The 24,136-nt window shown below is 41.4% G+C and carries 20 protein-coding genes; 11 read left to right on the top strand and 9 right to left on the bottom strand.

All coding sequences use genetic code 11. The features are described 5' to 3' along the window. Window positions 1-6 precede the first annotated feature (6 nt). On the bottom strand, window positions 7-3,024 hold the full coding sequence (locus tag J2X69_RS14210) for a TonB-dependent receptor (protein WP_310104454.1): 3,018 nt from the start codon (window positions 3,022-3,024) through the stop codon (window positions 7-9). Window positions 3,025-3,341: 317 nt separating this feature from the next. Between J2X69_RS14210 and J2X69_RS14205 the strand changes: the two genes are divergently transcribed. Both J2X69_RS14205 and J2X69_RS14200 read left to right on the top strand, forming a co-directional pair. Further along, a complete protein-coding gene (locus J2X69_RS14205) occupies window positions 3,342-3,824 on the top strand; it encodes a DCC1-like thiol-disulfide oxidoreductase family protein (protein ID WP_310104452.1) in 483 nt (160 codons plus the stop codon). Window positions 3,825-3,868: 44 nt separating this feature from the next. Continuing rightward, window positions 3,869-4,702, top strand: coding sequence for an alpha/beta hydrolase (locus J2X69_RS14200; RefSeq protein ID WP_310104449.1), 834 nt, complete (start codon window positions 3,869-3,871; stop codon window positions 4,700-4,702). 405 nt (window positions 4,703-5,107) lie between these two features. On the opposite strand, the gene J2X69_RS14195 is transcribed toward J2X69_RS14200, so the two are convergent. Then, complete coding sequence (locus J2X69_RS14195; RefSeq protein ID WP_310104445.1) at window positions 5,108-5,674, bottom strand: hypothetical protein; 567 nt, start codon at window positions 5,672-5,674, stop codon at window positions 5,108-5,110. 149 nt (window positions 5,675-5,823) lie between these two features. On the opposite strand from J2X69_RS14195, the gene J2X69_RS14190 reads away from it, so the two are divergent. Then, window positions 5,824-6,270, top strand: coding sequence for a nuclear transport factor 2 family protein (locus J2X69_RS14190; RefSeq protein WP_310104441.1), 447 nt, complete (start codon window positions 5,824-5,826; stop codon window positions 6,268-6,270). A 246-nt stretch (window positions 6,271-6,516) separates the two neighbouring features. Here the strand turns inward: J2X69_RS14190 and J2X69_RS14185 are convergent, their stop codons facing one another. Together J2X69_RS14185 and J2X69_RS14180 are read right to left on the bottom strand one after the other, a co-directional pair. Further along, window positions 6,517-7,986, bottom strand: a complete 1,470-nt coding sequence (locus J2X69_RS14185) for a serine hydrolase domain-containing protein (protein WP_310104438.1) — start codon at window positions 7,984-7,986, stop codon at window positions 6,517-6,519. 98 nt (window positions 7,987-8,084) lie between these two features. Next, window positions 8,085-8,489 carry a hypothetical protein gene (locus J2X69_RS14180; RefSeq protein ID WP_310104435.1) on the bottom strand — a complete coding sequence of 135 codons (405 nt, stop codon included), beginning with the start codon at window positions 8,487-8,489 and terminating at the stop codon, window positions 8,085-8,087. A gap of 220 nt (window positions 8,490-8,709) precedes the next feature. Between J2X69_RS14180 and J2X69_RS14175 the strand changes: the two genes are divergently transcribed. The 5 genes from J2X69_RS14175 (at window position 8,710) to creD (ending at window position 12,869) form a co-directional block, all read left to right on the top strand. Then, on the top strand, window positions 8,710-9,792 hold the full coding sequence (locus J2X69_RS14175; RefSeq protein WP_310104432.1) for a histidine kinase: 1,083 nt from the start codon (window positions 8,710-8,712) through the stop codon (window positions 9,790-9,792). Next, complete coding sequence (locus J2X69_RS14170) at window positions 9,789-10,484, top strand: LytTR family DNA-binding domain-containing protein (RefSeq protein ID WP_310104429.1); 696 nt, start codon at window positions 9,789-9,791, stop codon at window positions 10,482-10,484. Before J2X69_RS14175 ends, J2X69_RS14170 begins: the two co-directional genes overlap by 4 nt. Before the next feature lie 93 nt (window positions 10,485-10,577). After that, window positions 10,578-11,192 carry a hypothetical protein gene (locus J2X69_RS14165; protein ID WP_310104426.1) on the top strand — a complete coding sequence of 205 codons (615 nt, stop codon included), beginning with the start codon at window positions 10,578-10,580 and terminating at the stop codon, window positions 11,190-11,192. Window position 11,193: 1 nt separating this feature from the next. Beyond that, complete coding sequence (locus tag J2X69_RS14160; protein ID WP_310104423.1) at window positions 11,194-11,487, top strand: transcriptional regulator; 294 nt, start codon at window positions 11,194-11,196, stop codon at window positions 11,485-11,487. A gap of 50 nt (window positions 11,488-11,537) precedes the next feature. Further along, on the top strand, window positions 11,538-12,869 hold the full coding sequence (creD, locus tag J2X69_RS14155; protein ID WP_310104420.1) for a cell envelope integrity protein CreD: 1,332 nt from the start codon (window positions 11,538-11,540) through the stop codon (window positions 12,867-12,869). A 347-nt stretch (window positions 12,870-13,216) separates the two neighbouring features. Here the strand turns inward: creD and J2X69_RS14150 are convergent, their stop codons facing one another. The 3 genes from J2X69_RS14150 to J2X69_RS14140 all read right to left on the bottom strand — a co-directional run bounded on the left by J2X69_RS14150 (window position 13,217) and on the right by J2X69_RS14140 (window position 16,025). Continuing rightward, on the bottom strand, window positions 13,217-14,029 hold the full coding sequence (locus tag J2X69_RS14150; protein WP_310104417.1) for a DUF2306 domain-containing protein: 813 nt from the start codon (window positions 14,027-14,029) through the stop codon (window positions 13,217-13,219). A gap of 73 nt (window positions 14,030-14,102) precedes the next feature. Then, the gene (locus J2X69_RS14145) at window positions 14,103-14,684 is read right to left on the bottom strand and encodes a Crp/Fnr family transcriptional regulator (RefSeq protein WP_310104414.1); all 582 of its coding nucleotides are present in this window, start codon (window positions 14,682-14,684) and stop codon (window positions 14,103-14,105) included. Window positions 14,685-14,927: 243 nt separating this feature from the next. Continuing rightward, entirely contained in the window at window positions 14,928-16,025 is a 1,098-nt protein-coding gene (locus J2X69_RS14140; RefSeq protein WP_310104412.1) for a serine hydrolase, read from the bottom strand. A gap of 126 nt (window positions 16,026-16,151) precedes the next feature. Between J2X69_RS14140 and J2X69_RS14135 the strand changes: the two genes are divergently transcribed. Together J2X69_RS14135 and J2X69_RS14130 are read left to right on the top strand one after the other, a co-directional pair. Next, window positions 16,152-17,138 carry a helix-turn-helix domain-containing protein gene (locus J2X69_RS14135; protein WP_310104409.1) on the top strand — a complete coding sequence of 329 codons (987 nt, stop codon included), beginning with the start codon at window positions 16,152-16,154 and terminating at the stop codon, window positions 17,136-17,138. 274 nt (window positions 17,139-17,412) lie between these two features. Further along, window positions 17,413-18,315 carry a sugar phosphate isomerase/epimerase gene (locus J2X69_RS14130; RefSeq protein ID WP_310104407.1) on the top strand — a complete coding sequence of 301 codons (903 nt, stop codon included), beginning with the start codon at window positions 17,413-17,415 and terminating at the stop codon, window positions 18,313-18,315. Window positions 18,316-18,728: 413 nt separating this feature from the next. On the opposite strand, the gene J2X69_RS14125 is transcribed toward J2X69_RS14130, so the two are convergent. Next, on the bottom strand, window positions 18,729-20,231 hold the full coding sequence (locus J2X69_RS14125) for a hypothetical protein (RefSeq protein ID WP_310104405.1): 1,503 nt from the start codon (window positions 20,229-20,231) through the stop codon (window positions 18,729-18,731). A gap of 268 nt (window positions 20,232-20,499) precedes the next feature. Next, the gene (gene fahA, locus J2X69_RS14120) at window positions 20,500-21,768 is read right to left on the bottom strand and encodes a fumarylacetoacetase (protein WP_310104402.1); all 1,269 of its coding nucleotides are present in this window, start codon (window positions 21,766-21,768) and stop codon (window positions 20,500-20,502) included. Window positions 21,769-22,005: 237 nt separating this feature from the next. Here fahA and J2X69_RS14115 point away from each other — a divergent pair, with 237 nt between their 5' ends. Continuing rightward, on the top strand, window positions 22,006-23,895 hold the full coding sequence (locus J2X69_RS14115) for a CocE/NonD family hydrolase (RefSeq protein ID WP_310104399.1): 1,890 nt from the start codon (window positions 22,006-22,008) through the stop codon (window positions 23,893-23,895). The last annotated feature ends 241 nt before the right edge of the window (window positions 23,896-24,136 follow it).

The raw sequence follows: 24,136 nt of genomic DNA, 5'->3' as shown, positions 1-24,136 counted from the left end.
ATTCTTTTAGAATGACACATTTAGTCCCAGAGTGAATGTTCTTGTCGTAGGGTATTTATCCCTTTCATCATTTCCCGGAGCAAAACCCAAAATATTAACACCTTCCGGATCGATCCCTTGATATTTTGTGAGAACAAACAGATTGAGTCCGGATGCATATACCCGAGCATTTTTCATAATCCCTTTACCCTGTAGATTGTATCCGACGGTCAGGTTATCTAATTTCAAATAATCCCCTTTTTCAATGTAATGACTCACATAGACCAAGTCTGAATTGAGGCGCTGTCCATAAACCGGATCATAAGCCGTATTCAACATATTGTAGGCAGTATTTTTGGGATTTTCGTAAAACATCCGCTGGAAATTCAGAATATCATGCCCAAAAGCCCCTCTGATATTCACTTCCAAATCGAACCTTTTATAGCTGAATGTATTATTGAAACCCAAGATATGCTTGGGAATCCCATTGCCATAAAACTGTCTGTCTTCGGGAACAGCATCTGTAATGGGAACTACTTCACCCTCACGATTTTCGATCAACCAAAGCCCGTCATCATTCACCCCAACAGATTTCCAAACAAAGAATCTTCCAATAGCTCCTCCTACTTCTACCCTATGCGTGTAATCCTGAATAGGCTCTCCTGTACCACCAGCTGTGAAAAACTCCCTTGAAACATCAAATTGCTCATTGGAAAGGTTAACAAGCTTGTTTCTGTTGGTGGAATAGGTAAGGTTGGAATTCCATACAAAATCTCCCTTTGAGATAGGTGTAAAGTTTATCAGCACTTCCATACCATCACTCTGCATGTTGCCTGCGTTGATCATCATCGAACCGGTCAAATATGGAGGCTGTGGTACCGGGAAATCATACAAAAGGTCGTTGATATTTCTGCGATAAAAATCTATTGAACCGCTTAGTTTATCCCTGAAAAAACTAAAATCAACCCCGGCATTATACTCCACTTTTCTCTCCCATCTCAAGTCAGGATTGAAGTTTCTGGCAGGAATAAAACCCTGCACCCACTGACCTCCTACATACGCTCCTTGTCCCCTTTCGAACCTGTAACTGATCTGGGAGAGGTAAGGATCTCCTGCAATGGTCCCCGTCACTCCTACACCGGCCCTAAGCTTGATATCATCTATATTTTTGACTCCTTTGAGAAATGGTTCATTGCTAATCCTCCATCCAATAGACCCGGCTGGAAAAGTCCCCCACTGGTAATTGGCTCCAAACCTGGACGAGCCTTCTCTCCTAACGCTGGCCATCACTAGGTATTTATCATCGAAACTATAGGTAAATCTTCCAAAGAAGCCTGCCAGTTGCCACTTATTTTTGTTACTGCTCATACCCGCCTGTCCATTTGCTAAGGCTGCACCTGCCCCCAGATTATTCCATGTATATAGATCAGTCGGAAAATCCCAGTTACTTGCACTAAAAGCCTCGAAAACAGCATCCTGCCAGCTATAACCTCCAAGAACTGTAAAAAAGTGTTTGCCAATAGATTTATGATAATTTGCCGTGAGTTCCAGTAGGTTTTCATTATAGGTACTGTCTGATCTAGAAGCAGTACCATTTCTGTTGTTGAGCCATGTTTCGGTATGGTTGAAAGTGGTGGCACCACCGAATGTTTTGTTGTTCTGAACATTGGATACCAAGAGCTTCAAATCCAGATTGTCGATGGGATTGTAATTCAAGGAACCACTCATCCTCATTTCATTGAATCTGGATTCGGAAGAGTACTCATGGATTCTGGATATGGGATTTTCATAAAAATATCCATCTCGCTCCTGCCAGTTACCCTGCTCATCTTTTACCCTATCAGTCGGGTTTCTGATCATGGCCTGTCTAAATGCATACCCATCTGCACCGCCTCTCTCATCCTTTACCACCCTATTGATCACCTGGATATTGGCTCTAAGTTTATCATCAAACATGCTGTGGTTCAGATCTGCCCTGACTGTCAGCCTTTCCTGACCGGTTCTCAGGAAAATACCATCCCAGTTTCTATAGTTGATTGATCCGGTAAAATTGGTAGTACTGTTACCACCGAAAAATGACAGGTTATGATTATGACTTATGGGTGTCTGCAGCATTTCACCTATCCAATCTGTATTCCCGCCATAATCCGTATAGCCAATCCCCTCTTCGGCAATCAATCTTCGGTAATCGTCTCCCGTCAAAAGATTAGGTCTTCTTTGGATCGTCTGTACACTCACGTAACTGTTGTAGTTGACCGTATTTCTTCCTGCTGAGTTTTTCCTCGTAGTGATCAAAATTACGCCTCCTGTAGCCCTGGTACCATAGATCGCGGCAGCTGAACCGTCTTTCAATACATCTATGGACTCTATATCCTCAGGAGCAACGGTATTCATGTCACCCGGAATCCCATCGATCAGTATTAAAGGTTGATTCGTTCCTCTCATTGAATTCACTCCACGTAGGTTGATTTGTGTCCCCGCTGCTGGATCTCCACTGGGCGTGGTCACACGGAGACCTGCTACTTTCCCCTGAATCAGCTGTGCGGCATCACGGACTGCCCCTTTGACAAAATCCTCTTCCTTCACTCCACCGATAGAACTGGTCACATCTCCCTTTCGCATCGTGCCATAGCCTACTACCACTACTTCGTTCATTGAGGTAATGTCGGGCTTCAGCCGGACTTCAATCGTAGACTGGTTGGTAATCACTACTTCATGGGTTTCATAGCCGATAAAGCTAAACACCAACACAGCCCCTTCATCGGGTACATCCAGCGTAAACCCGCCATCTATATCAGTAGCCGTACCTCTGGTAGTACCTTTCAGTACCACACTTACGCCGGGCAGAGGCAGCCCGTCTTCTGTAGAATAGACTGTGCCTTTGATAGCCTTTTCCATGGCACTAAAGGCCCCTACTTTAGATCCTTTTTCCGTAGTTAAAGGTCTTTCCAACATGATTGAACCATAGGTGCTGACTCCTCCACATTGAAGAATAAGCATCACCCCCATGGCTACGATACTTCGCAACTTTGTAAAGTTTTCCATACTATTATTGGGTTGATATTTAAGACAATATGTCTCTAATTATGAGATCAATACCTTTCAGAAAGACTCACGAGACAAGCGTAAATTTACCGGACCCACCTGTAGAAAAATTCAGCCAAAGTAACCTATACCAACACTATATTAGCTTATTCAATGATTAAGCAGAATAAACACTCAATCCAATATCTCTTCACGGTCAATTCGATGGTTTATCCCATAAAATCGACCAAAGAAGCTCTTTTGCTTAGGACTTTAATTTTCAAAGAATCATTTATGCTTCAAGAACGTAACACTTATTAGAGTCTTCCTCTCACCTTATGTTCACAAAAATCCAACATACTCAATTCCCTCCCGACCAACCCTTGTTTCTGTGGGATGGGGAATGTGGTTTTTGCAAATACTGGATCATTGTATGGAAGAGCAAAACAGAAGGTTTGACCTATACTACTTTTCAGGAGGCAGCTTCTGACTTCCCTGATATTCCACTCAAAGAGTTTAAAAAAGCATCCAGATTAATCGAGACTGACGGATCTGTTTTCAGTGGACCGGATTCCGCTTACCGGACTTTTTACTATTTCCGAAAACCAAAAAAACGCTGGCACAGACTCTATCAAAAGTCCGGGTTCTTTCAAAAATTCAGCGATCACACCTATAATTGGATAGCAAAGAATCGACCGCTGATGATGAACCTTACAAAGGCTTTTTGGGGTAAAAACCCAATCAGGCGTAAGCCCTATTGGATGATCTACTTATTAGGCTTGCTGGGGATTATCGCAATTTTACTATACCTTCTTCATTGAAAGAAGTCTTTTTAACTAAAAAAACAAGTTTACAAACATACCATATGATTAAAATCCATATAAAAGGATCTTTTCTGATGACTATTGCAGTGGTTTGCACTTTAGGTCTAGTTGGATGTAAGAATCAAAGAGAAGCGGGGTTTCAGAAAATCCTGCTTTATGGTAAACCCCAACATGTTTTTATAGCAGGCGAAGGCGCGCCTACGGTAGTGTTTATCACCGGAGCAGGAAGTGACCTTGAGGATTTCAGACGGGTTCAAGAGGAAATTTCAAAAGTGACAAGAACATTTTCCTATGACAAACCCGGGATTGGGAAATCTGAAATGGTCGATGAATCTCGAACGATTGAAAACATGACCTCGGAACTTTTGACATTGCTGGATAAGACAGGTACCACTGAGAAGCTGCTCCTGGTAGGTCACTCACTCGGTGGATTTGTAGCAAGGGATTTTGTTGTCAAACATCCTGAAAAAGTAATTGGAATGGTCCTGGTAGACCCCGGCAATGAATACCTTACGGAAAGGGCTCTTCTTACTTTCCCTGAAGAAGACCGTGGCAGGTTAGACAGTTTAATCCATACCCCTGATCCAACTTCATCCATAGGATTTCAAGCTGAAATAGCCAGCCGAAGATCATGGGATGGTTATATGAGGAAAAACGACAGGATATTCTCAATTCCGGTGGTGCTTATAGAATCAGCACGGCTAAATGAAGAAGGTTTACTGACGGAGGAAATAATCCAAATCAAGCAGGAACTAAACCGTAATCTTGAAAGCCAATTTCCCAAGCTTAAAGTAATCACCACAACAGAAAGTGGACATTTTATACAGCTTGATGAACCGGAGCTGGTGATCAGTGCTATTTTAGAACTACTGTGAAGAGGCCAGGCCGCCAATGTAATGCCGAAGGTAGCCCGTATAATAATACTGTAAATCATACTTCGTAAATCCAAAATCAGAAAAGATTGCTTCGTCAAAAACAATTCCCTTTGGTCTTTGTTTTTCCTCGCAATGACGGACAAAGCAATGAATCCCGAGAATGAACCACGCATTATCGGTTACCCGTCATTGCGATCCGCCTAAGGCGGAGAAGCAATCTTATTGTATTTACGAAATGCGAATGAGGATTTACGGGATCCTTGAGTAAGTGTACTTTTTTCGGAGTACTTGACGGCATGAGCGTCTGTCAGTGCCAGAAATCCACAAGCTAGTTGTCAATCCTCATCGGTATCCGCCTGAGGCGGAGAAGCGATCCCGTAGTAATGAGCACATTCATGCCCCACTCTATAATTTCTCCGGAGCCAATGAGCTTTCTGTTATTCTCCACCGCTCTCCATAGACTGAAGTATAAATCAACTCAAAGGTTAGCCCCTCCTTATAAAAAGAGTTCATTATTTTATGAAGGTTTTCAGTATCAACTATAGAGTTGGCTACTTCAAATATTGCAATATAAGAACCGGCAGGAATAAGCATTCCGGGAAAAACATTGGAATGAAAGACCTGATCTAAATTTTTAAATTCGTCGGAATTCTGAATGAAAAAAGCTGCAAGATCATGGACATCAGAAACTTTACCCTTATAAGTAATTTTGACATCCTCAATGAATGCAGGTCCGATACCTTGATTACTTAGTACATATCTGAAATGGGGTGTATTGGATCCTTCATTGCCAAGGGAAAGAAAAGGAAGAGCAGACAACAATTGCTGTTCACGCATTAGAAATGTTTGGTAAGCTATCAAAAGACATGCTGCAAGGCTGACAACTACAGCGCTCAGGCCGATAATCTTATCTACATTCCAGACAGTTTTTTGTTTTAGAGGCTGTTCTGATGAAGGCTCTTGTTCTTCCATTTTTAGTCATGTTTATACCGCCAAAATAGTCAGGAGGAGAATTCCTTCCTAATGTTTATTTGGATGAATTGATCGAAAACATATTTTCCCTATTTAAAAAATCCTTTGGAAATCAATATCTTGATCCCTTAACAAACAACCTCGACAACTTGAGACACCTAATTATACTATCGGCCTTTTTGATGATGGCTTTTACTGTTTCTTCTCAGCAAAAATGCATTACAGAAGCTTCCATCATAGCCCTAGATGCCCAGTGGGAAGAAAATAACCTAGATCCAAATCCTGAATTCTTTAGAAATGTCTTGGCCGAAGATTTCATTTGGGTGCATAACCATGCTTCGATGATAGACACCAAAGAAGCTGTGGTAAAGCGAGCAGAAGATCAGGCAGCAAAAGGCACAAGTGATACCCAGTCCAGAACTCAAAGCGATGTGAAAGTGGCGATCACAGGAAACACGGCCATCGTCACCGGGTTCACTATTGTAGATCGGGGCCCCACTCCTACCAAATATCATTTTATGCGGACTTATGTGGAGATGGAGGGGAAATGCCTTCTAGTCGGCAACCATACGATGGCCATTCCGGAGGAGGGGTAGCAGTTTTCACCTTTCTGACTTTCACACTGTATCCCTAAGCTTTTAATTACTACACTTCCCTTTTTCTACTGATGAACATCGAGGAGCCAACAATAATCAAATACCCTATTATTTGTCAAATTTGTAATTGCAGTAGGCTTATCAAATGCTACAACTCTTTCCAACCGACTAAAATCGATTTATGCAGAAGTTGTGTTTACTAAGTTTATCCATCCTTTGTACAACCTCTGATTGGTGGTCACATCGTTAATCAATTTTATCAAATTGGAAAAAATCATAATATAAAAATGAGTATGAATTATTCTCATCACTCTGCTGAAATGTAATTACTTGGCCTCCATCCAATTCAGTGAATTCCAATATACCGGTTTGTGCAAGGCGAGTGTTGAAATAGCCATTTTTATCAATCATTTTTAATCCTTCATTTTCCATTTTAACTTCTACTACAAATTCCCCTTCTATAGCTTGAACAGCTCCCCCTTCGCCATTATATCTATATTTACCAGCCAGTTTTTTCAATTGTTCAGTGTCAGATTGCTTGAGCTCTATCATTACAGGACTATCTAATTTCCATCCATAGTAATTTGAAATGGACAGAACGATTTCATTTATCAGGGGACGTCCATTATCGGCGTTTGTCATAATGATTACACCATCTCCTTTGTAGGCGAAAGCAATCATTTCAGTTGTAAACCCCTCATTTTTACCGCCATGTCCAAACATCAAAGAATCATTATCCCCTTTTAACGAAGGTCCTAACCCCCAGTTGTTCATACTTTTTGTTAGCATCATTTCAATGGTTGCTTTGGATAAGATCCCATGCTCTTTACCTGCAAGGATAGCTTGGATTTCAATACAATATTTTGCCAGTTCTGTCGGAGTTGTCCATAGTCCCGCAGCTGCCTGTTCAGGATAATTATTCCACTTACCATCAAGTATTTCACCTTTTCTATCGAAGGCAGCACTAGCTGATAACGCTAGCACCTCTGGTAGAGGCTGTTCATAGGTACTTTTAGTCATTCCTAGCGGCTTCAGGATCTTATCATCCATTACTTTTTCAAAATTCAAACCGCTAACATCTTCAACAATTTTTTCCATAAGAGTATATCCACCTCCTGAATACCTCCACATACTACCCGGTATGGTATCTAAAATTATCGGAGGTGTATTACCTCCACCATTCAGAATCTGAATCAGGGAAGGAAGAGATTCATCACGCTGATAGCCAGGAAAGCCATGTCCTGACAATCCGGAAGTATGGGAAAGTAGTCTCTTAAGCGTTACTTTTTGTTCTTTGGTGAAGTCGTTGTATGGTATCTCCCAATTCTTTAGATAAGAATTAACATCTTCATCAAGATCAAGAATACCATCTTCAACTAGTTTTAAAACTGATAGTGCGGCCAATGGTTTACTGATAGAACCCGCCTGAAAAAGTGTATTGGTATTAACCTCAATTTTATCATTAGCTAGTCCATATGCTTTAGCCCAGTGTAATTTCCGATCTTTTATAACAGCTATACTTAAGCCTGGCACATTGTAATGATCCATCCGATCTAATAAAGTGTGTTTTTCAAACGGTACACCTTCAATTTGAATAGTCGTTATTAGGCTCTTTTCGATTTCTTCAATTTCAGAATTTATTGAATCCTTAGCCCCATAGTTACAGGACGTAAAAAAAAATGCAGCCGATAAAATTGCATTAAAAATAGTCTTCATTTCATGTTTTGATTAAATACAACTATGAGAGAGGTTTAACTCTCCTCATTCTATTCACGTAAAGATTTAGAATAATGGGAAGGTCTAAATATAACTTCCTACTGAGCATCCGCATTTCTCATCCAACTTAGGACGAACGTTGCTGTGTGGCCAAGAATAAATACGAGCAAGCCGAAAAGAGGAGAAAGCAGGGTGATTTTCAAACCTCCGGCGATGATCCCCGGATCAGCTGCCCCAGATGCCTCAAGTGCATCAAATCCCTGAATCAATCCGAATAGACTGTTGGCAAAAGAAATCACCAAACCAAGAAGCACCACTTGGTTAATCATTTTTTTATACTTCAAAAAGGTGGCAGCATCCCTTTTCAGGCTAGCAAAGGCTTTGACTGTAAAAAATATCGCCAATAGCAAACTTGCTAAAATCAGTAGCATACCATTCAATCCACCTTCTACAAACCTTTCGGTCAGGGTGCCAATAAATGTTTGTCCTAATACAGTTCCCATTAAATTCATGTGTTTTAGTTTTTGATTACGGAACAAGTGTACCCAGAATAAATTTCCGCTCTTAAATTTTGCGATCAATGACCGGTAAAACGAAGATTTCGACCAAAACTACCCCTGTTTAGGGCTTTAATCTAAAAACCGGGTTAACCACCCTCCAAAACCGGTCATCCATCGCATTTTCTTGGCAAATAAGATTTTTTGAATGACCTTGACTATTTCAATGACAAAGAAGAAGCTACTTATAGAACTCTCCAAAAAATTGTTGATGCAGCTTTCGATCTGTATAGGAGCCCTTCTTTTCTTTACTTTTTACTTTGGCATCACCCTATCCGATTTGGGTCCTGCGTTTACATTTGGTGTTTTTTTGCTTCCTGCCACACTTGGTATGGTCAATGTTTTTAGTTTTCACCTTATCCCTGAATACCTATTCAGACAAAGGTATTTTTGGTTTGCCTTATATACAGCGTATACCCTTGTCATCTCCATTTTCCTGATTGCAATGTCCTCCTTTTATGGAGTCATTTTTATTAATTCGTGGGAAAGTATGGATACAGGTTTCATGCTAAGCAAAAACCTGTACCTGATCATTATAGGTGTGTATATCGTGGTTTTATTTACTTCACTTTTTTCTTCCTTTCGGGAAAGCCATAAAATGCATCTGCACAATCAGAAACTTCAATATGCCCTGCTAAACGGTGAACTGCAGCTTAAGCAGCAGGAACTATCCTACCTTAAAATGCAAATTCAGCCACACTTCCTATTCAATACACTGAATACCATTTATGGATCAGCAATTGCAAATCGTGTAGAAACACCCGAGTTGATTCTCAAACTTTCTAGCCTATTGGATTACCTTTTATACCAAACCCAAAAAACGCTGGTACCTCTTGAAGACGAAATGGATCATTTAAAAGACTACCTGGCATTGGAAAAGATGAGGCATGGAAATAAATTAAAGGTGACCTCAACTTTCCCTCAGAAATCCGGTAATCATATGATTGCTCCCATGCTTTTTCTTCCCTTGGTAGAAAACAGCTTCAAACATGGTAAATCCCTGGGGAGGGATGCTTTTGTAGAATTAAGAATTTTGGCTTATGCAGATAAAGTCGAGTTTTTTCTGAGAAACTCTTATGATGATTCAGTAGCGAAAGGAAACTTGGCCTCCTCCGGAATAGGACTTCAAAATATTAAAAAACGGCTGCAGCTTTTATATCCTGATTCTCATACATTGACTATTCATAAATCGGACGGTTATTTCGAAGTGGAGCTACAGATATTTACTACCCAACCTAAGGAATCATGAATTGCATCATTGTGGACGACGAACCAATCGCTCAGGAAATCCTTAGAGATTATATCGCCAAGTTGGATTTCTTGGACTTGGTGGCTTGCTGTAGCAATGCAAATGAGGCGTTTAATGTAGTTCAGCAACAGGAAATAGATTTAGCGTTTTTGGATATTAACATGCCTGGAATTGATGGTTTGGCATTCGCCAAAATCATCCCTAAAGAAGTTCATGTAGTATTCACCACCGCCCATAGGGAATATGCTTTAGAAGGCTTCAATCTGGAAGCGACGGATTACTTGCTGAAGCCTATTCCATATAGTAGATTCTTAAAATCTGTCACGAAAGTCAGAGAATCTCTTGACCACAACAGGCAAACCGCGATTCCTGAAAAGCCTGAATTCCTGTTTGTGCGCCAAGATCGAAAAATGGAGAAAATTGCACTGAAAGATATTCTGTATATAGAAAGCTATGCAGATTATATCAAGATACACACAAATGCACGCAGCCTAGTAGTTCGGGAAAGCATTTCAAATTTCGAAAACAAACTTCCTGAAAATCAATTTATCCGATTTCACAGATCTTTCATCGCCAGCATCTCAGCGATAAACTCCTACACCCATGAATATCTGGACATAGGAGGAAAAACCCTAACTATTAGCAGATCCTATAAGGAAGAAGTGTTTAAGAGACTTTCCCAGTTTGAATAAGAGTAACCGATAAAAATATCGGGATATTTTTTTTCAAGAATAGTGAAATATAAATTATTTAAATTTACTTTGTAACTCAAAGTACTTTTACATATGAGAAAGCCCGAACAAGAACTTGCCGAAATCAAATCCATGATGGAGCGGAGCACCCGCTTTCTGTCCCTCAGCGGACTTTCCGGAATATTGGCCGGCACCTATGCCCTGATCGCCGCGGGCATGGCTTATGCTTGGATCTATTATCCAAACTCTCCCTTTGGCTATAGATTTTCATACATCACCGAAGAAGCTATTCTCTTCAAATTACTTGCTACAGCACTTGTCGTGCTAGTACTCTCTATTGGTACTGCATGGATACTCAGCCAACAAAAAAGCAAACGAAGTGCAGGCAAATTTTGGACTTCGGCAAGCAAACGGTTTGTAATGGCATTGGCCATTCCTTTAATCATGGGAGGGTTATTCTGTCTTGCTTTATTCACAAGGGGCTATGTCATTATTATTGCCCCAGCCACCTTAATTTTCTATGGCTTAGCCTTAGTCAATGCCTCTCACTTCACATTAAGCGATATCAAATACTTAGGATTCTGCCAATTGGGATTGGGAGTTTTATCAGCTTTCTTTCCGGGTTACGGGCTTGTTTTTTGGGCCTTGGGATTTGGTGTGCTGCACATCATCTATGGATTGATAATGTACTACAAATACGACCGATAACGTGAAGGGGACTTACGATAAGGCTTTTGAGAATGTGGTTAGACTCCGTGTGATGTCCATCTTGATGGTCAATACCGAGTATGACTTTAACTCCTTCAAGGAAATCCTGGAGGTCACGGACGGGAATCTGGCTTCTCACCTGAGAAATCTGGAGAAGCAGGAATACATTTCAGTGAGCAAATCCTTTGTCGGAAGAAAGCCTATGACCAACTATTCGGCAACCGAAGCGGGCAAGCAGGCTTTCCTAGAACATCTGAAATTCCTCGAAAATTTAATTAAAGAGAACAAAAGCTAAAAAAATTTATTCAATCACTTTGAATTTCAAAGTACTTTAACAACCACACTATGGAAACAAACACAAATCTTTCGCTACTTGACAAATTTCAAAACTGGATCTCCAGATCAACTAGCCTAAAACTACTAATCATCGGATTTATCATTCTTATTTTACTGATTCCCCAAGCGCTGACCACTGATCTTATCAATGAAAGACAGGCCCGGCTGGAAGAAACTGAAAATGAAGTAACAGGTAAATGGTCCAGGTCCCAAACTGTCATCGGCCCCTATTTGGCACTGCCCTATCACCACTACATAGAAGTACAGAGTAATGGAGAGAATAAAATAATCAAGGAGCTAAGAACTGCCTATTTCTTGCCGGATCTATTGGATATCACGGGAGATCTTCAGGCAGAATCACTTCATCGGGGGATTTTCGATGTGGCGGTCTATCAAAGTGACATTCAGCTCAAAGCGGATTTTGGTGCCATTGCGCTGGAAAAACTGGATATCTCTGCCGAACATGTTCTTTGGGACCAGGCATCTTTATTGATTTCTGTCAGTGATCTTAGAGGAATAGGTGAAAATCCGGATGTGACGCTCAACAATATCCCGCTTGTTTCAGAGCCATTTACTGATACTCAAACTAATCTAAAGGGATTTCAATTCCCTGTATCACTTGATTCCACATCAAAGGATTTCACATTTTCAGGCAAAATCAAGCTCAAAGGAAGTAAAGATTTCCACTTTGTTCCTTTAGGTAAAACCACCAAACTAAAACTGACCGGCAACTGGCCCAACCCGAGCTTTCAGGGGGATTTTTTGCCTGAAGATAGAGTGCTGAACAAGGATGGTTTTGAAAGCACCTGGAAGATTCTTCATTTCAACAGGCCATTTGGTCAGGAATTCACCAACACGTTGCCAAATTTTCGGGAAAGTTCCTTTGGCCTAAGTCTCAAAATGCCGGTGGATCAATATCAACAGAGTATTAGAACTTCCAAGTATGCGGTACTGATCATCACGTTGAGTTTTCTCGCATTATTCCTAATGGAAACCTTTACCAAGCAAAGAATCCACCCTCTTCAATATACTTTGGTAGGGTTCGGGTTGGTTTTGTACTATACCTTGTTAATCGCACTTTCCGAGCATTTAGGCTTTTCGACTGCCTATCTGATTGCCAGTGTAGCCACGGTGGGACTTCTGTCTTTGTATTCCAAAAGTATTTTCCCTCTGCTTAAAACAACCGGAATTTTCACGGGAATACTGGCGCTATTTTACATTTTCATATTCGTAATCATCAAGCAGCAAGACTACGCTTTGTTGATCGGAAGTATTGGATTGTTTGTGGCACTTGCAGCAACGATGTTTATTTCAAGAAAAATCGATTGGTATAAAAGTTAATATGAATATCCGAAGTGATGCCGGCAGCCTCCTTTTCTTTGGTATAGTGGCAGGGAGACGGAAGATGGAAGACGGGAGACGGGAGAATCAGAAGACTTGCTGAGCTTACCTGATTTTATGTCGTTTTAGACTTAATGGCATAATAGCGATACTCTAATAATCCATTTCAACTACGAATCCCAAGAAAAAACGAGGGCAGGTACCATGGAACCGGGTGCCTGCCCTTTATGATGCTACGAAATCGAGGTGATTTCGCTACGGGTATCATATTCAAATTTTATCTCCTCCAACATTATACAGGGATAGACTATCAGCCTTTTATTAAAAAGTGCTTTAAGAAAACAGCCTTAAATCACCGGTAACCACATTCCCATCGTAGCTGCAGCTATTCCTACTACAATCCCCAAAGTAAGTACTCCTAAAAATAGCGACGTGACAAATTTCAAGCTAGGTATAGTAGATGCCTTGGTGATAAAATAAATTTCGGCTAAAACTTGAGGTAAAATATAAACAAAAACATACAGAAAATTTAAAAACGGTCCTTCAAAAGTCTCCACATCAAAACCTACAGGTGCCTGATGAATTACCAGCCAAAGCATCAAAAACACCCTGAAGAACCAAACTCCACTCATCGCCAAAAACAAACGAATTGCCCATCTGTAATGCTTATCCAATTGTCTTTGAAGGGCAAATCTCAGTGTAAAAAAAACACAAATCAAGATGATCAAACCATTGATAGAAATGAAAACAGAACCTATCAAACCACCAGCCGCTCCCCTAACCCAAGCCAAGTAAAAGCCAGCCAAACTGATCAAAAATGCTGATCCAAGGTAAATTCTCCCAGAAAATCTATGGAAAAGAGGAAATAATTTCCTGATTCTAGCAATTAGCTGCAAAGGCCCCAATAACGTAATAACCGCAGCAAAAAATACATGTACCCCAAAGAACACATTACCCATCAAATCCTTAGCTATATACCCGTGAGTGGTCTGCGCATTCCACCGTTCGAAATTGAGTTGCAGTCCGGATTCTCCATAAAGCCTGATGATGTAATAAGCAAAAATCAATTGGCCCATAAACACCACGATGAACCAAGTTCGGATCGAAAATTGAAAAACCTGATTTGGTAGAGATTGGGATAAGGCTTTTGTGGAACTCACAGGAATTATATTTTGACGTGATCTTTTTTTTATAAACCTAGCGCAAGATCAGTCCATTTCCACCTAACAATTGTTAAGTAATTTCCTTTCTGATTCTACTTAAGCTCTCCGGCTTGATTCCCAAGTAGGATGAGATATACTTCAAAGGCACATGTCGAATAATATTAGGTTGGTTCCTAATGAGCTTCAGGTATCTCTGTTCGGCAGTCAGATTCCCCATATCATTGATTCTCTCTTTATCCTGCTCCATCTTTTGCTGAAGCACTTTAATGGTATAATCTTTTTGCGTTTTGCCCATGGCTGCTGAGCGATCTACGTCCTCACGGGAAATTCTAAGCAATTCACAATCTGTGAGACACTGTAAATTTTCATTGGTAACAGAACCATTCATAAAATGAAAAAATGAGGTAAAAAACCGTGGCCCATCATTGAGATCTACAGTCACTTCATTCCCTTTTTCATCAAGATGGAAATTTCGCATAAACCCTGAAACAATAAAATTATGGTACATGGGTACCTTACCTGCAGGCTCCAAAATCGTATCTTTCTTCACCTGGATTGGTTTAAAGAATAAACGGCATACCATTTTGTCCCCTTCCGGGATATCCCAGATTTGGTTGATATAGGCAAACATTATATCGAAGTAGCGGTCCATTTTCTTTACCTGTTTATTCTTGTTTAAGTATAAGAAAACAATTCAACATTCGCCTAAAAGCTAAAGCTAAGCCTTGAAAAAATTATGAGTATCAGCTGATATACACCTAATATACTAATTCTAAGCTCAAACGCTTGGTGTTTGCTTTTTTCGGTAGCCCACCAAAGAAGGCATATATTGATGGAAGGAATTTTAATCATTTTGCTTCTTCGTCACCTAAAAAAAGCCATCCTTTACCCACTTCTATTTCTCCAATGCAGGATAAACAAAATCTGTCAACAATTGAAATGACCCTTTTTCAAGATCCCAGATATTATAATTCCCCGCAGTTGTTACCACTACCAGTTGTTTTGACTTGTCTAGGTAAATACGTTGGTCACCGTTTCCTACTGCCGTCACAAGTTTGTTCGGTTCTTTTCCATCGGGAGATTGGTCTACCCAGAATTGATATCCATAACCACCGTTCTTTCCGCGCTTTACATGAGAGGTAAAGGATTCTTCTATCCATTGCTTGTTTAATAGCTCTTCTCCTTTGTAATAACCATCCTGTAATAAAACCACACCTATTTTCAGTATATCCGCAGGAAGCATTCTTAAACCGGATGCAGCTATAGGATGCTCTTGTCCAGGCGCTTTTGTCCAATAATAAGTAGCTATTTCCAATGGTTTAAACAGATACTCAACAGCAAATTCTTCTATATTCAATCCGGTAGCTTTATGCAAAATGACAGAAAGCAATTCAGTAGTGCCCCCGTTGTAGTTCCACACACTACCGGGCGATTCTTGCAAAGGCCTACTCAGAACATAGCGAATAGGGTCATCACTCATCACCATGGCAGTTTCCGAGTTTTTCGGATTGGTATAAGGGAGGTCTTCATTCCACTCCAACCCTGAAGTCATTGTCAGGAGATGCTTTAAGGTAATCTCCTGATGAAGGCCAATATTGAGGTCCCCATATTCAGGAAAATAGGTAAATACCTTTTCTTCTACATTTTCTATAAACCCATTTTGAATGGCAAGTCCAAAGCAAATAGATACGATACTTTTGGTCAGACTTCTTAAATCATGTAGGGTGTTTTCACCATGTTCAACCACTCCCAAGTCTGTGCCCCAAGACTCATCTTTGCCTGAGAAATATTTCTCAAAAACCAAGTCTCCTTTGTAATGTATCAATACACTATGAACGTTGGGATAGGTTTGATTTTCTATGGCAACCGTCATTTTTTTCAACATTTCTGTATTGATAAGGTTTGGTTGTCCGTTTGAACTGCCCGTTTGGCCAAAAGCAGAGAAGCCAACCAAAAAAAGTAATAGGAGCATGATGAAGTGTGCCTTTTTCATAGGGAATTAATTATATGCCGGTTATTTATTTCAAAAGTAACACGTTCCCTGCAAAACAAAGTAGGCAAAAACGACGAACTTACCTTCCAATAATGCCACCCCTGCTTTTTTTATAACTTTGGTCTTATGAAGCATATCTCCATACTGGTCACGAATAAAGCCCTGATTGCCGCAATAGGCAACACACGGTATATGTTCAGTAGCGTGAATGATTTCCTGAAAGAGGCCGGGATACCCCCTTTGTTTGATGTGCAACTTGTCGGACTTTCCAAGGAAGTGGAACTTGACAATGGGATCTATACCATCCAACTTGACACCACCATTTATGAGCTTGGGAAAACCGATCTGATCCTAATTCCCCCGGTAAGCGGGGATGTTTGTGAAAGTATAGCCCTCAATAAGGATTTTATCCCCTGGATCAAGCAACAATACCAAAACGGTGCTCAGGTGGCCAGCCTTTGCGTGGGTGCATTTCTACTGGCAGAAACCGGCCTTTTGGATGACAGATGGTGTTCTACCCATTGGAAATCCATTAACGAATTTCGGGAAACCTACCCCAAGGTTCGACTTGTCAATCAAGTGATCACTGATGACAGGGGTTTGTATACCAGCGGAGGGGCTAATTCCTATTGGAATCTGTTAATCTATCTGGTGGGTAAATTTTCAAATCACGAAATTGCCATACGGACAAGTAAATATTTTGAGGTGGACATGGACAGGGAGAGTCAAAGCCCTTATGCCGCTTTCGAAGGCAGTAGGTTTCACAATGACGACGCTATCCATAAGGTTCAGGAATACGTTGAGCGTCATTACCAAGATCAGCTAAACCTGGAAATGCTGGCAGATATAGCCAATTTGGGACATCGTACTTTTCAGCGAAGATTCAAAAACGCAACACATCATACAGTGATAGTCTATATCCAAAAAATAAGGGTGGAGGCGGCCAAAAAATTTCTGGAACAGGAAACCTTAACCGTCAGTGAAATTATGTATGAAGTAGGATATACAGACCCGGAAGCTTTCCGGAAAATTTTCAAAAGGGAAACCGACTTATCCCCCATGCAATACCGAACCAAATATCAGGAAAGAAAAGTAACTCCTCTACCCGCCTAAGAGATGGGATGATTGCAGCTTAAGGCACTTGATCCTTCTTAGCAAGCTCTACCTAACAGTATATCATGACAGACATTTAATATTAACGTGATTTAGCTAACTTGAACTCGATAAAAACCTAACAAGAAATCGATTCTGCCTAAGGCAGATAGGCATGACCTTTTAAAACAAATTATAAACACATGAAATCGAGCATGACTCAAGAGTCACACGGAGGAATGATTATTCACCGAACGAGATTCCATGTGCCCATTGAAAAACAAATTATAAACACATGAAAAAACACTTAGACCTTAGTATCAGCTTTCTTCTGGCACTATCGCTTGGCTTCACAGCCTGTGACAGTAAAACAGCAACGGAAGAAACAACAGCAACAACAACAGTAGAAAGCACAAGTTTCGGCGGATTGGCCCTTTATACAGTCCGTGACTCCATGGCTCTCAATCCAAAAAACACGCTACAGGCTGTAGCCGATGCCGGTTACGCTTATGTAGAGTCAGCAAACTATGAAGATGGAAAATTCTACGGCATGGCTCCTACAGAGTTCAAATCTTACGTGGAATCACTCGGCATGACTGTCAAGAGCGCCCACATGGGAATGGTAAACATGGAAAACGCAGATCAGTTGATTGCTGACGTAAAAGCAGCAGGAATTGAATATTTTGTTATTCCTGTACCTCCGATGGGCATGTTTACTTTTGGTCCTGAAGGCATGGGTATGAAAGGTACTCCCGATGAATTGGTTACTATCATGAATACCCTGGGCGAAAAATGTACTCAAGCCGGAATTAAACTCCTTTACCATAACCACGACTTTGAATTCAAGGCGATGGAAGATGGAACAATCATCGAAGACCTACTTTTGGAAAAATGTGATCCCAAATTTGTCAACTTCCAGATGGATCTTTTCTGGGTAACCAAAGCAGAGGTAGATCCTTTGGACTACTTCGAAAAATACCCAGGTCGCTTCAAAGCTTGGCATGTGAAAGACATGAATGAGGAAGGAAAGTTCGCTCCTGTAGGTACAGGTTCGATTGATTTCAAAAGAATTTTGGCAGAAAAAGATAAATCAGGAATGGAATTTTACCTAGTAGAACAAGATCAGACGTTCGGTTTGGATCCTATGGAAGCCATCAAAATCAGTCATAAAGGTCTGGAAGAAATCGGATTCAAATAAGATTTTGCCCATTACCTTCAATACAAAAGCCATCCTAAACGATGGCTTTTTGCTTTTTGGATAGTAAATATTAGAAGACCATACTTTTAAAATCATGTCTGACACCCTCATCTACATTATTATCGGAATTGTCATTGCCCATTTTGTGGTTGGAATCGGTTTTTTGATCTATAAACTATCCGGAGGAAGCTCTTCCAAGAAAAAATAACCATGAATTAGGACTTCCCATCTAACGGAGAGACGAGCTATATCCACGGCAGTCGGACAGCCGGAAAATTATTTCTAAACTGCGTCCTCTGCGAAATCCTTGGTTGGTGAGCTTGCCGAACTACTGTGCCCACTGTGGTAAAGCAACTTCCATAAAAAAACCACTCCCTACCGGAAGTGGCTTTCGATTATAGACCATTTATTCTTTAACCTATTAAAAGAGTCAGATTGCGATGGGTACTATTATAACCCACCCAAGAATAGCCATTAGTTGTTCTAGCCGAAACAGACAACACAAAACTATACGCACAAGATTGTGGGGGTCTCCAGTTCCCGGATGCAGGAATTAGTTTGTTGACAAATCCGGCCCAGTTACCCTTTGCAGGAGTATAACCTTCGCTATAGATAGAGGCAGAAAGGCCAGCTCCATAAGTTGCATAAAAATTAACTGAACGAAGATTCCCTTCCGGATCATTGGCAGTAATTCGGAAATTCAACCCATCAGGAGCTGCTCCGATAGTTTCTATCGCGCAGGCAGACACTTCACCACTGCCATGTTTCACACTTTCTATAATGGAAGAGGGCACATGGTTATCGATAAACAACCGCAATTCCTGTTCCGCTGCCACAGTAGTGGTACTGGCTCCCACAAAGAATGTCACTTTGATTCTATATAGTCCGGGCAATAGCGCCGTAGTAGGAAATTGAACCAATAAGTCATCTATCGAGTAATCCGTCCCGGGATTGGCCATCTGGTAGTACCCGTTTGCCGAGGGGGCAAATGATTCCAACGCATAAGTTGATCCTGTCCAGCGATAATTTGACCAGTTACTGATCAGTTTGACGAACGAACCACCGGGAGCGGCTATTTCCACTTTGTATTTCCTGTTTTCCGCTGTCCAGAGTTGCTGAAGTTTCGTACGGTTACCTATCAGATTCAACGTACCTCCAAATGCCGCATTCTCTACAAAATGGTAATATCCAGAATCAGTTGTTGCCCGGCCCGATGCAGAGATTTTAGTCGTCGGTATCAATCCCACACTTCCTACCAATGGTCCCAAGTCTTTAGAAGGTATTGTGGGTTTCCTGCTCAGAACCAATTGACGAAGTTTTGTGAAGTCCTTAAAAAAATCTCCCGGAAAGTCAGTCGTAAACCCGGGATTGCTGGATTTCACCCTAAACCCAAAATAGGTATAAGGAGTACTCAATGGCCAGGAAAGCGCCACATTGATCTCACTGAGTTCTATCCTGAATTTCCAGATTCTGTGAGATACATCAGAATTGGGGCTGGGTCCAAACTCCTGAACTACAGCAGAATTGGATGGATCCGCAAGCAGTCCCGTCCATTGCCCTGGTCCAAGGTACTTCTGTCTGCCCAGTTTGTTTGGTTGGCCCGGATACAAGCCATAGTTTACATCTACACCCGAAGTGATCGCACGGTCGCGGTTATTGTCAAACGTCAACCAAAAGTAATCGTTCGTACCTGCATCATTTCCTGTATCAGACACTACATCCAGCGTGAGGTAGAGAAAATTAGCGTCATTTTTGGCCATTACATAACCACGTGTGAATTTGAGGCTACCCGACCCGTCCCAATCACCGGCCATAATAGGCTTATTGATGTCAACAGGGTTCACTGCCCACTCGCTGCGCAGAGGCATGGCAAAAATAATAGGAGTTGTAATAGATAAATTTCTAAGCTTAGCCATTTGTTTTGATAAATTAAGAAAGTTTGTAAGGAAAAATTGTCTCTAAAAAAGTGAGACAGACATGAAAATCACAATCCCGATTTACACATGAGAAGACATACAATCATCGGGAACCTACGGACATCTACACATGAGAAAAATAACTCAACAACCTGATATCCAATACTTAGCAAAGCTATCAACTAAATGAAAAAACAGTATGGAAATGAGCATAAAAAAACCCTGACTTTTACTAAAGTCAGGGTTTTAATTTAGTATTTTTTGCAAATCACTTCGCGGGAAGAATCGTGGCTTTTACTTCTCCAAATCCCACCCTAATACCGTCTTTCTCCGAAAATCCTCTCATAATCACCGTATCTCCATCTTCTATAAACTTCCTTTCTGTGCCCGATTCAAGCTTTACGGGCTCTTTCCCATTCCAGGAAAGTTCCAGCATAGAGCCGTAGGAATCCGGTTCCTCGCCGGAGATCGTACCGGAAGCCATCATGTCCCCTACGTTGATATTGCAGCCATTCACCGTATGGTGCGCCAATTGCTGGGCTACATTCCAGTACATGTATTTGAAATTAGAAGCGCAAACTCTGCTGCTCTTCTCACCCTCAGGCTGAATATATGTTTCTAATTGTATATCAAAACTGTGGGATTTTTCACATTTCAAATAATCCAAAACTTCAGGTTCCTGTACGGGACCTTCTACTTTGAATTGCTCCAAAGCTTCCAAGGTCACCACCCAAGGCGAAATAGAAGAAGCAAAACTTTTTCCCAAAAACGGTCCCAAAGGTACGTACTCCCAAGCCTGTATATCACGCGCAGACCAGTCATTGAAAAGAACAAAGCCAAAAATATAATCCTCTGCATCAGCAGTGGAAACCGAATCTCCCAGCTTGGTGGATTTACCGGTGATAAATGCCAACTCTGCTTCGAAATCCAGTTTTTTGCTTGGCCCAAATACAGGCAAATCAGATTCAGGATCCTTTATTTGGCCTTTGGGACGGGTCACCGGTACTCCTGAAGGAATAATAGAAGATGCCCTTCCATGATAGCCTACGGGAAGATGCTTCCAGTTTGGCAAAAGTGCGTGCTCAGGATCACGAAATAGTTTACCCACATTGGTAGCATGCTCCATGCTGCTATAAAAGTCCGTGTAATCACCGATTTTCACAGGCAAGAGCATGGTCGCTTCCTTTCGGTTTACCATCACCTTTCCTCTTGCAGAATGATCTCTCAGTTTTTCATTGTCTGCCAACAGGAGGTCCTGCACACGCTCCCTGATTTTTTTTGTGATGACTTTACCCAATCCGATCAGATCGTTCAATGATTTGCTCAGAAATACTCCTTCAGGCAAAAACATATCAGAAAAAAAGCCTTCCTGATCCAGAATACTCAAGTCCACTATCTTATCGCCGATTGCAATTCCAACACGTGGACTAAGTCTTTTGTTTTCAAAAATCCCAAAAGGGAGATTGTAAATCGTGAAATCAGAATTTTTTGATACTTCCACCCAGGTAATCAGGGTGTTGGTCGGGCTGTCGCTCATTAGGTAAAAATCGTTGTGACCGCAAATTTAGCCTTTATGTATGAAATGAAAAGTTTAAAAACCAAAGAGAGGGGCTTTCACAATTAAATCCATCACATAAGTCTTTGGCTAGTTGGACTTTGGCATAATAGATTTAAATTTCAATTAATTCTCACCCATTAAATCTACCAATCATCATTTTCCTTACCATCTAAGTGATCTCTTCCCTAACTTAGATTGAAATTGATATCTCATCATATGAAAAATCTTTACAACATCTTCCTGACTCTCCTGCTGGTCATGGTCGTTACTGTTTCTTTTTCTCAGGAAAAAAGCATCATCGATCGGCTGGATGAAGTAGCTATTGTAGATCAAAAAGTCATGATGCCCATGCGGGATGGCGTACGACTGGCCACGGATATTTACCGTCCCAAGGGCGAAGGGAAATACCCCATTGTTTTTTCCCGAACCCCCTACAATTTCAATACCTGGGGGAATGGAGAAATGAATACCCGCACCATGGAAACCGCACTTACCTGGGTGGAAAAAGGCTATGCTTACGTAGTCCAGAATGAGCGCGGAAGATACTTCTCAGAAGGAGATTGGGATATTCTCGGAGTGCCTTTGACTGACGGATCAGATGCCTTTGATTGGATGTCCAAACAAGACTGGAGCAATGGAAAAGTAGGACTCTTGGGCTGCTCGTCCACCGCAGAATGGCAAATGGCTGTCGCATCCCTGGATCATCCTGCTTTGGCGGCACTGGTTCCACAGGGCTACGGCGCAGGTGTAGGTAAAGTTGGTGAGTTCTATGAGCAAGGAAACTGGTACCGTGGCGGTGCAGGGCAAATGCTTTTCACCAACTGGCTTTATGGCGTACAGCATGACCCTATGGCTCCAAAATTACCTAAAGACATCGGCCAAAAAGATCTATTGAGACTTCAACGCTTCTACGACATGTCTCCCGAGTATCCGAGAATCGATTCCAAAGAAGCACTGAAACACCTTCCGATTCAGGACATTATCAAGAATCAGCATGGCCCAATGGGAATCTATGAAGAAATGATCACCCGTAAGCCGGATGACCCGAAGTGGTTTGAAGGCGGATTGTACCATGATGATATGCCATTTGACAAGCCCAGCTTCTGGTTTGTTTCCTGGTTTGATGTCTCTGCCGGGCCAAACATTGCCCTTTTCAATCACGCCAGAGAAAATGCTGTTTCCCAACTGGCGAGAGACAATCAGTACCTTGTCATCGCTCCCGTGCTTCATTGCTCCTATACCCGAGCATCGGAAAACACCATGATAGGTGATCTGAACGTAGGTGATGCGCGATTGAATTACGACGAGATCATCACCGCATGGTTTGATCGGTGGTTGAAAGATGAAAAATCTGAAACTATGGCAGAAATGCCAAGAATTCAATACTATACCATGGGTTCCAATAAGTGGCAAACTTCCGAGGTGTGGCCCCCGGCTGAAGCTGTAATGACCACGATGTATCTGGATTCTGAAGGAAAAGCAAATACACTAAATGGAGACGGGAAGCTTTCTGTCAAAAAACCAAGAAAAGATACTCCTGACACCTTCCAATACGATCCGATGAATCCGGTGACCTCCTATGGAGGAAACGTCTGCTGTACCGGAAATGCCATCGATGGAAACGGCGGTTCTTATGACCAAAGTGAAATGGAATTGCGGGAAGATATTTTGGTATACACATCAGATGTATTGGAAGAAGGAATTGAGGTTTCCGGCTTTATAGAGTCCTACCTCTACCTCTCCTCTGATGCCAAAGACACTGATGTGACCATTAAACTGATCGATGTTTACCCTGACGGAAAGGCTTTCAATCTCGATGAGACAATCCAGAGAGTTCGCTACAGAGAAGGCTATGACAAGGAAGTCCGGATGGAAGAGGGAAGCGTATATGAAGTGAAAATGACCCCGATGAGCACTTCCAACTACTTTGACAAGGGTCACCGAATTCGCATCGAAGTCAGCAGCTCCAACTTCCCGCGCTTCGACAGAAACATGAATACCGGTGGGAATACCTACGATGAAACTGAAGGCGTTATTGCTACCAACTCTATTCACCATGGCGGAAAAAGCTTGAGTAGGATTGTATTGCCGATAGTGAAAAAGTAAGGTTAAGATTTAATAGGTTAGAGGGGAGCTTAACGGCTCCCCTTTTTTCATTTTTAAACTTTTATAGAAATGCCGAAACTTAAAATCAGCTATCTTCATCCAGAATAATTTCAGTGAGAAAAAGTAAAACTGGATTTTCAACATAATTCCAATTAGCTGATATTTAGGCATAACTTCCACCACAAATCTACTTTTTAAAGAAAGTCAAACCATATGAAATCGAGCCTGCCTTCCGCCTTTA

The organism is Algoriphagus sp. 4150 (assembly GCF_031457395.1).
Classification (GTDB): domain Bacteria; phylum Bacteroidota; class Bacteroidia; order Cytophagales; family Cyclobacteriaceae; genus Algoriphagus.
The sequence above is the reverse complement of the archived record's forward strand: the minus strand, read 5'-3'. Positions and strand labels throughout refer to the sequence as shown.

What these genes read in the sequence shown, in the direction of transcription:
- J2X69_RS14145 (WP_310104414.1), bottom strand. Translation starts at nt 14,684, where the DNA reads ATGGACCGCTACTTCGATATAATGTTTGCCTATATCAACCAAATCTGG.
- J2X69_RS14180 (WP_310104435.1), bottom strand. Translation starts at nt 8,489, where the DNA reads ATGGGAACTGTATTAGGACAAACATTTATTGGCACCCTGACCGAAAGG.
- J2X69_RS14175 (WP_310104432.1), top strand. Translation starts at nt 8,710, where the DNA reads ATGACAAAGAAGAAGCTACTTATAGAACTCTCCAAAAAATTGTTGATG.
- J2X69_RS14205 (WP_310104452.1), top strand. Translation starts at nt 3,342, where the DNA reads ATGTTCACAAAAATCCAACATACTCAATTCCCTCCCGACCAACCCTTG.
- J2X69_RS14115 (WP_310104399.1), top strand. Translation starts at nt 22,006, where the DNA reads ATGAAAAATCTTTACAACATCTTCCTGACTCTCCTGCTGGTCATGGTC.
- J2X69_RS14125 (WP_310104405.1), bottom strand. Translation starts at nt 20,231, where the DNA reads ATGGCTAAGCTTAGAAATTTATCTATTACAACTCCTATTATTTTTGCC.
- J2X69_RS14195 (WP_310104445.1), bottom strand. Translation starts at nt 5,674, where the DNA reads ATGGAAGAACAAGAGCCTTCATCAGAACAGCCTCTAAAACAAAAAACT.
- J2X69_RS14140 (WP_310104412.1), bottom strand. Translation starts at nt 16,025, where the DNA reads ATGAAAAAGGCACACTTCATCATGCTCCTATTACTTTTTTTGGTTGGC.
- fahA (WP_310104402.1), bottom strand. Translation starts at nt 21,768, where the DNA reads ATGAGCGACAGCCCGACCAACACCCTGATTACCTGGGTGGAAGTATCA.
- J2X69_RS14135 (WP_310104409.1), top strand. Translation starts at nt 16,152, where the DNA reads ATGAAGCATATCTCCATACTGGTCACGAATAAAGCCCTGATTGCCGCA.
- creD (WP_310104420.1), top strand. Translation starts at nt 11,538, where the DNA reads ATGGAAACAAACACAAATCTTTCGCTACTTGACAAATTTCAAAACTGG.
- J2X69_RS14170 (WP_310104429.1), top strand. Translation starts at nt 9,789, where the DNA reads ATGAATTGCATCATTGTGGACGACGAACCAATCGCTCAGGAAATCCTT.
- J2X69_RS14185 (WP_310104438.1), bottom strand. Translation starts at nt 7,986, where the DNA reads ATGAAGACTATTTTTAATGCAATTTTATCGGCTGCATTTTTTTTTACG.
- J2X69_RS14165 (WP_310104426.1), top strand. Translation starts at nt 10,578, where the DNA reads ATGAGAAAGCCCGAACAAGAACTTGCCGAAATCAAATCCATGATGGAG.
- J2X69_RS14130 (WP_310104407.1), top strand. Translation starts at nt 17,413, where the DNA reads ATGAAAAAACACTTAGACCTTAGTATCAGCTTTCTTCTGGCACTATCG.
- J2X69_RS14200 (WP_310104449.1), top strand. Translation starts at nt 3,869, where the DNA reads ATGATTAAAATCCATATAAAAGGATCTTTTCTGATGACTATTGCAGTG.
- J2X69_RS14210 (WP_310104454.1), bottom strand. Translation starts at nt 3,024, where the DNA reads ATGGAAAACTTTACAAAGTTGCGAAGTATCGTAGCCATGGGGGTGATG.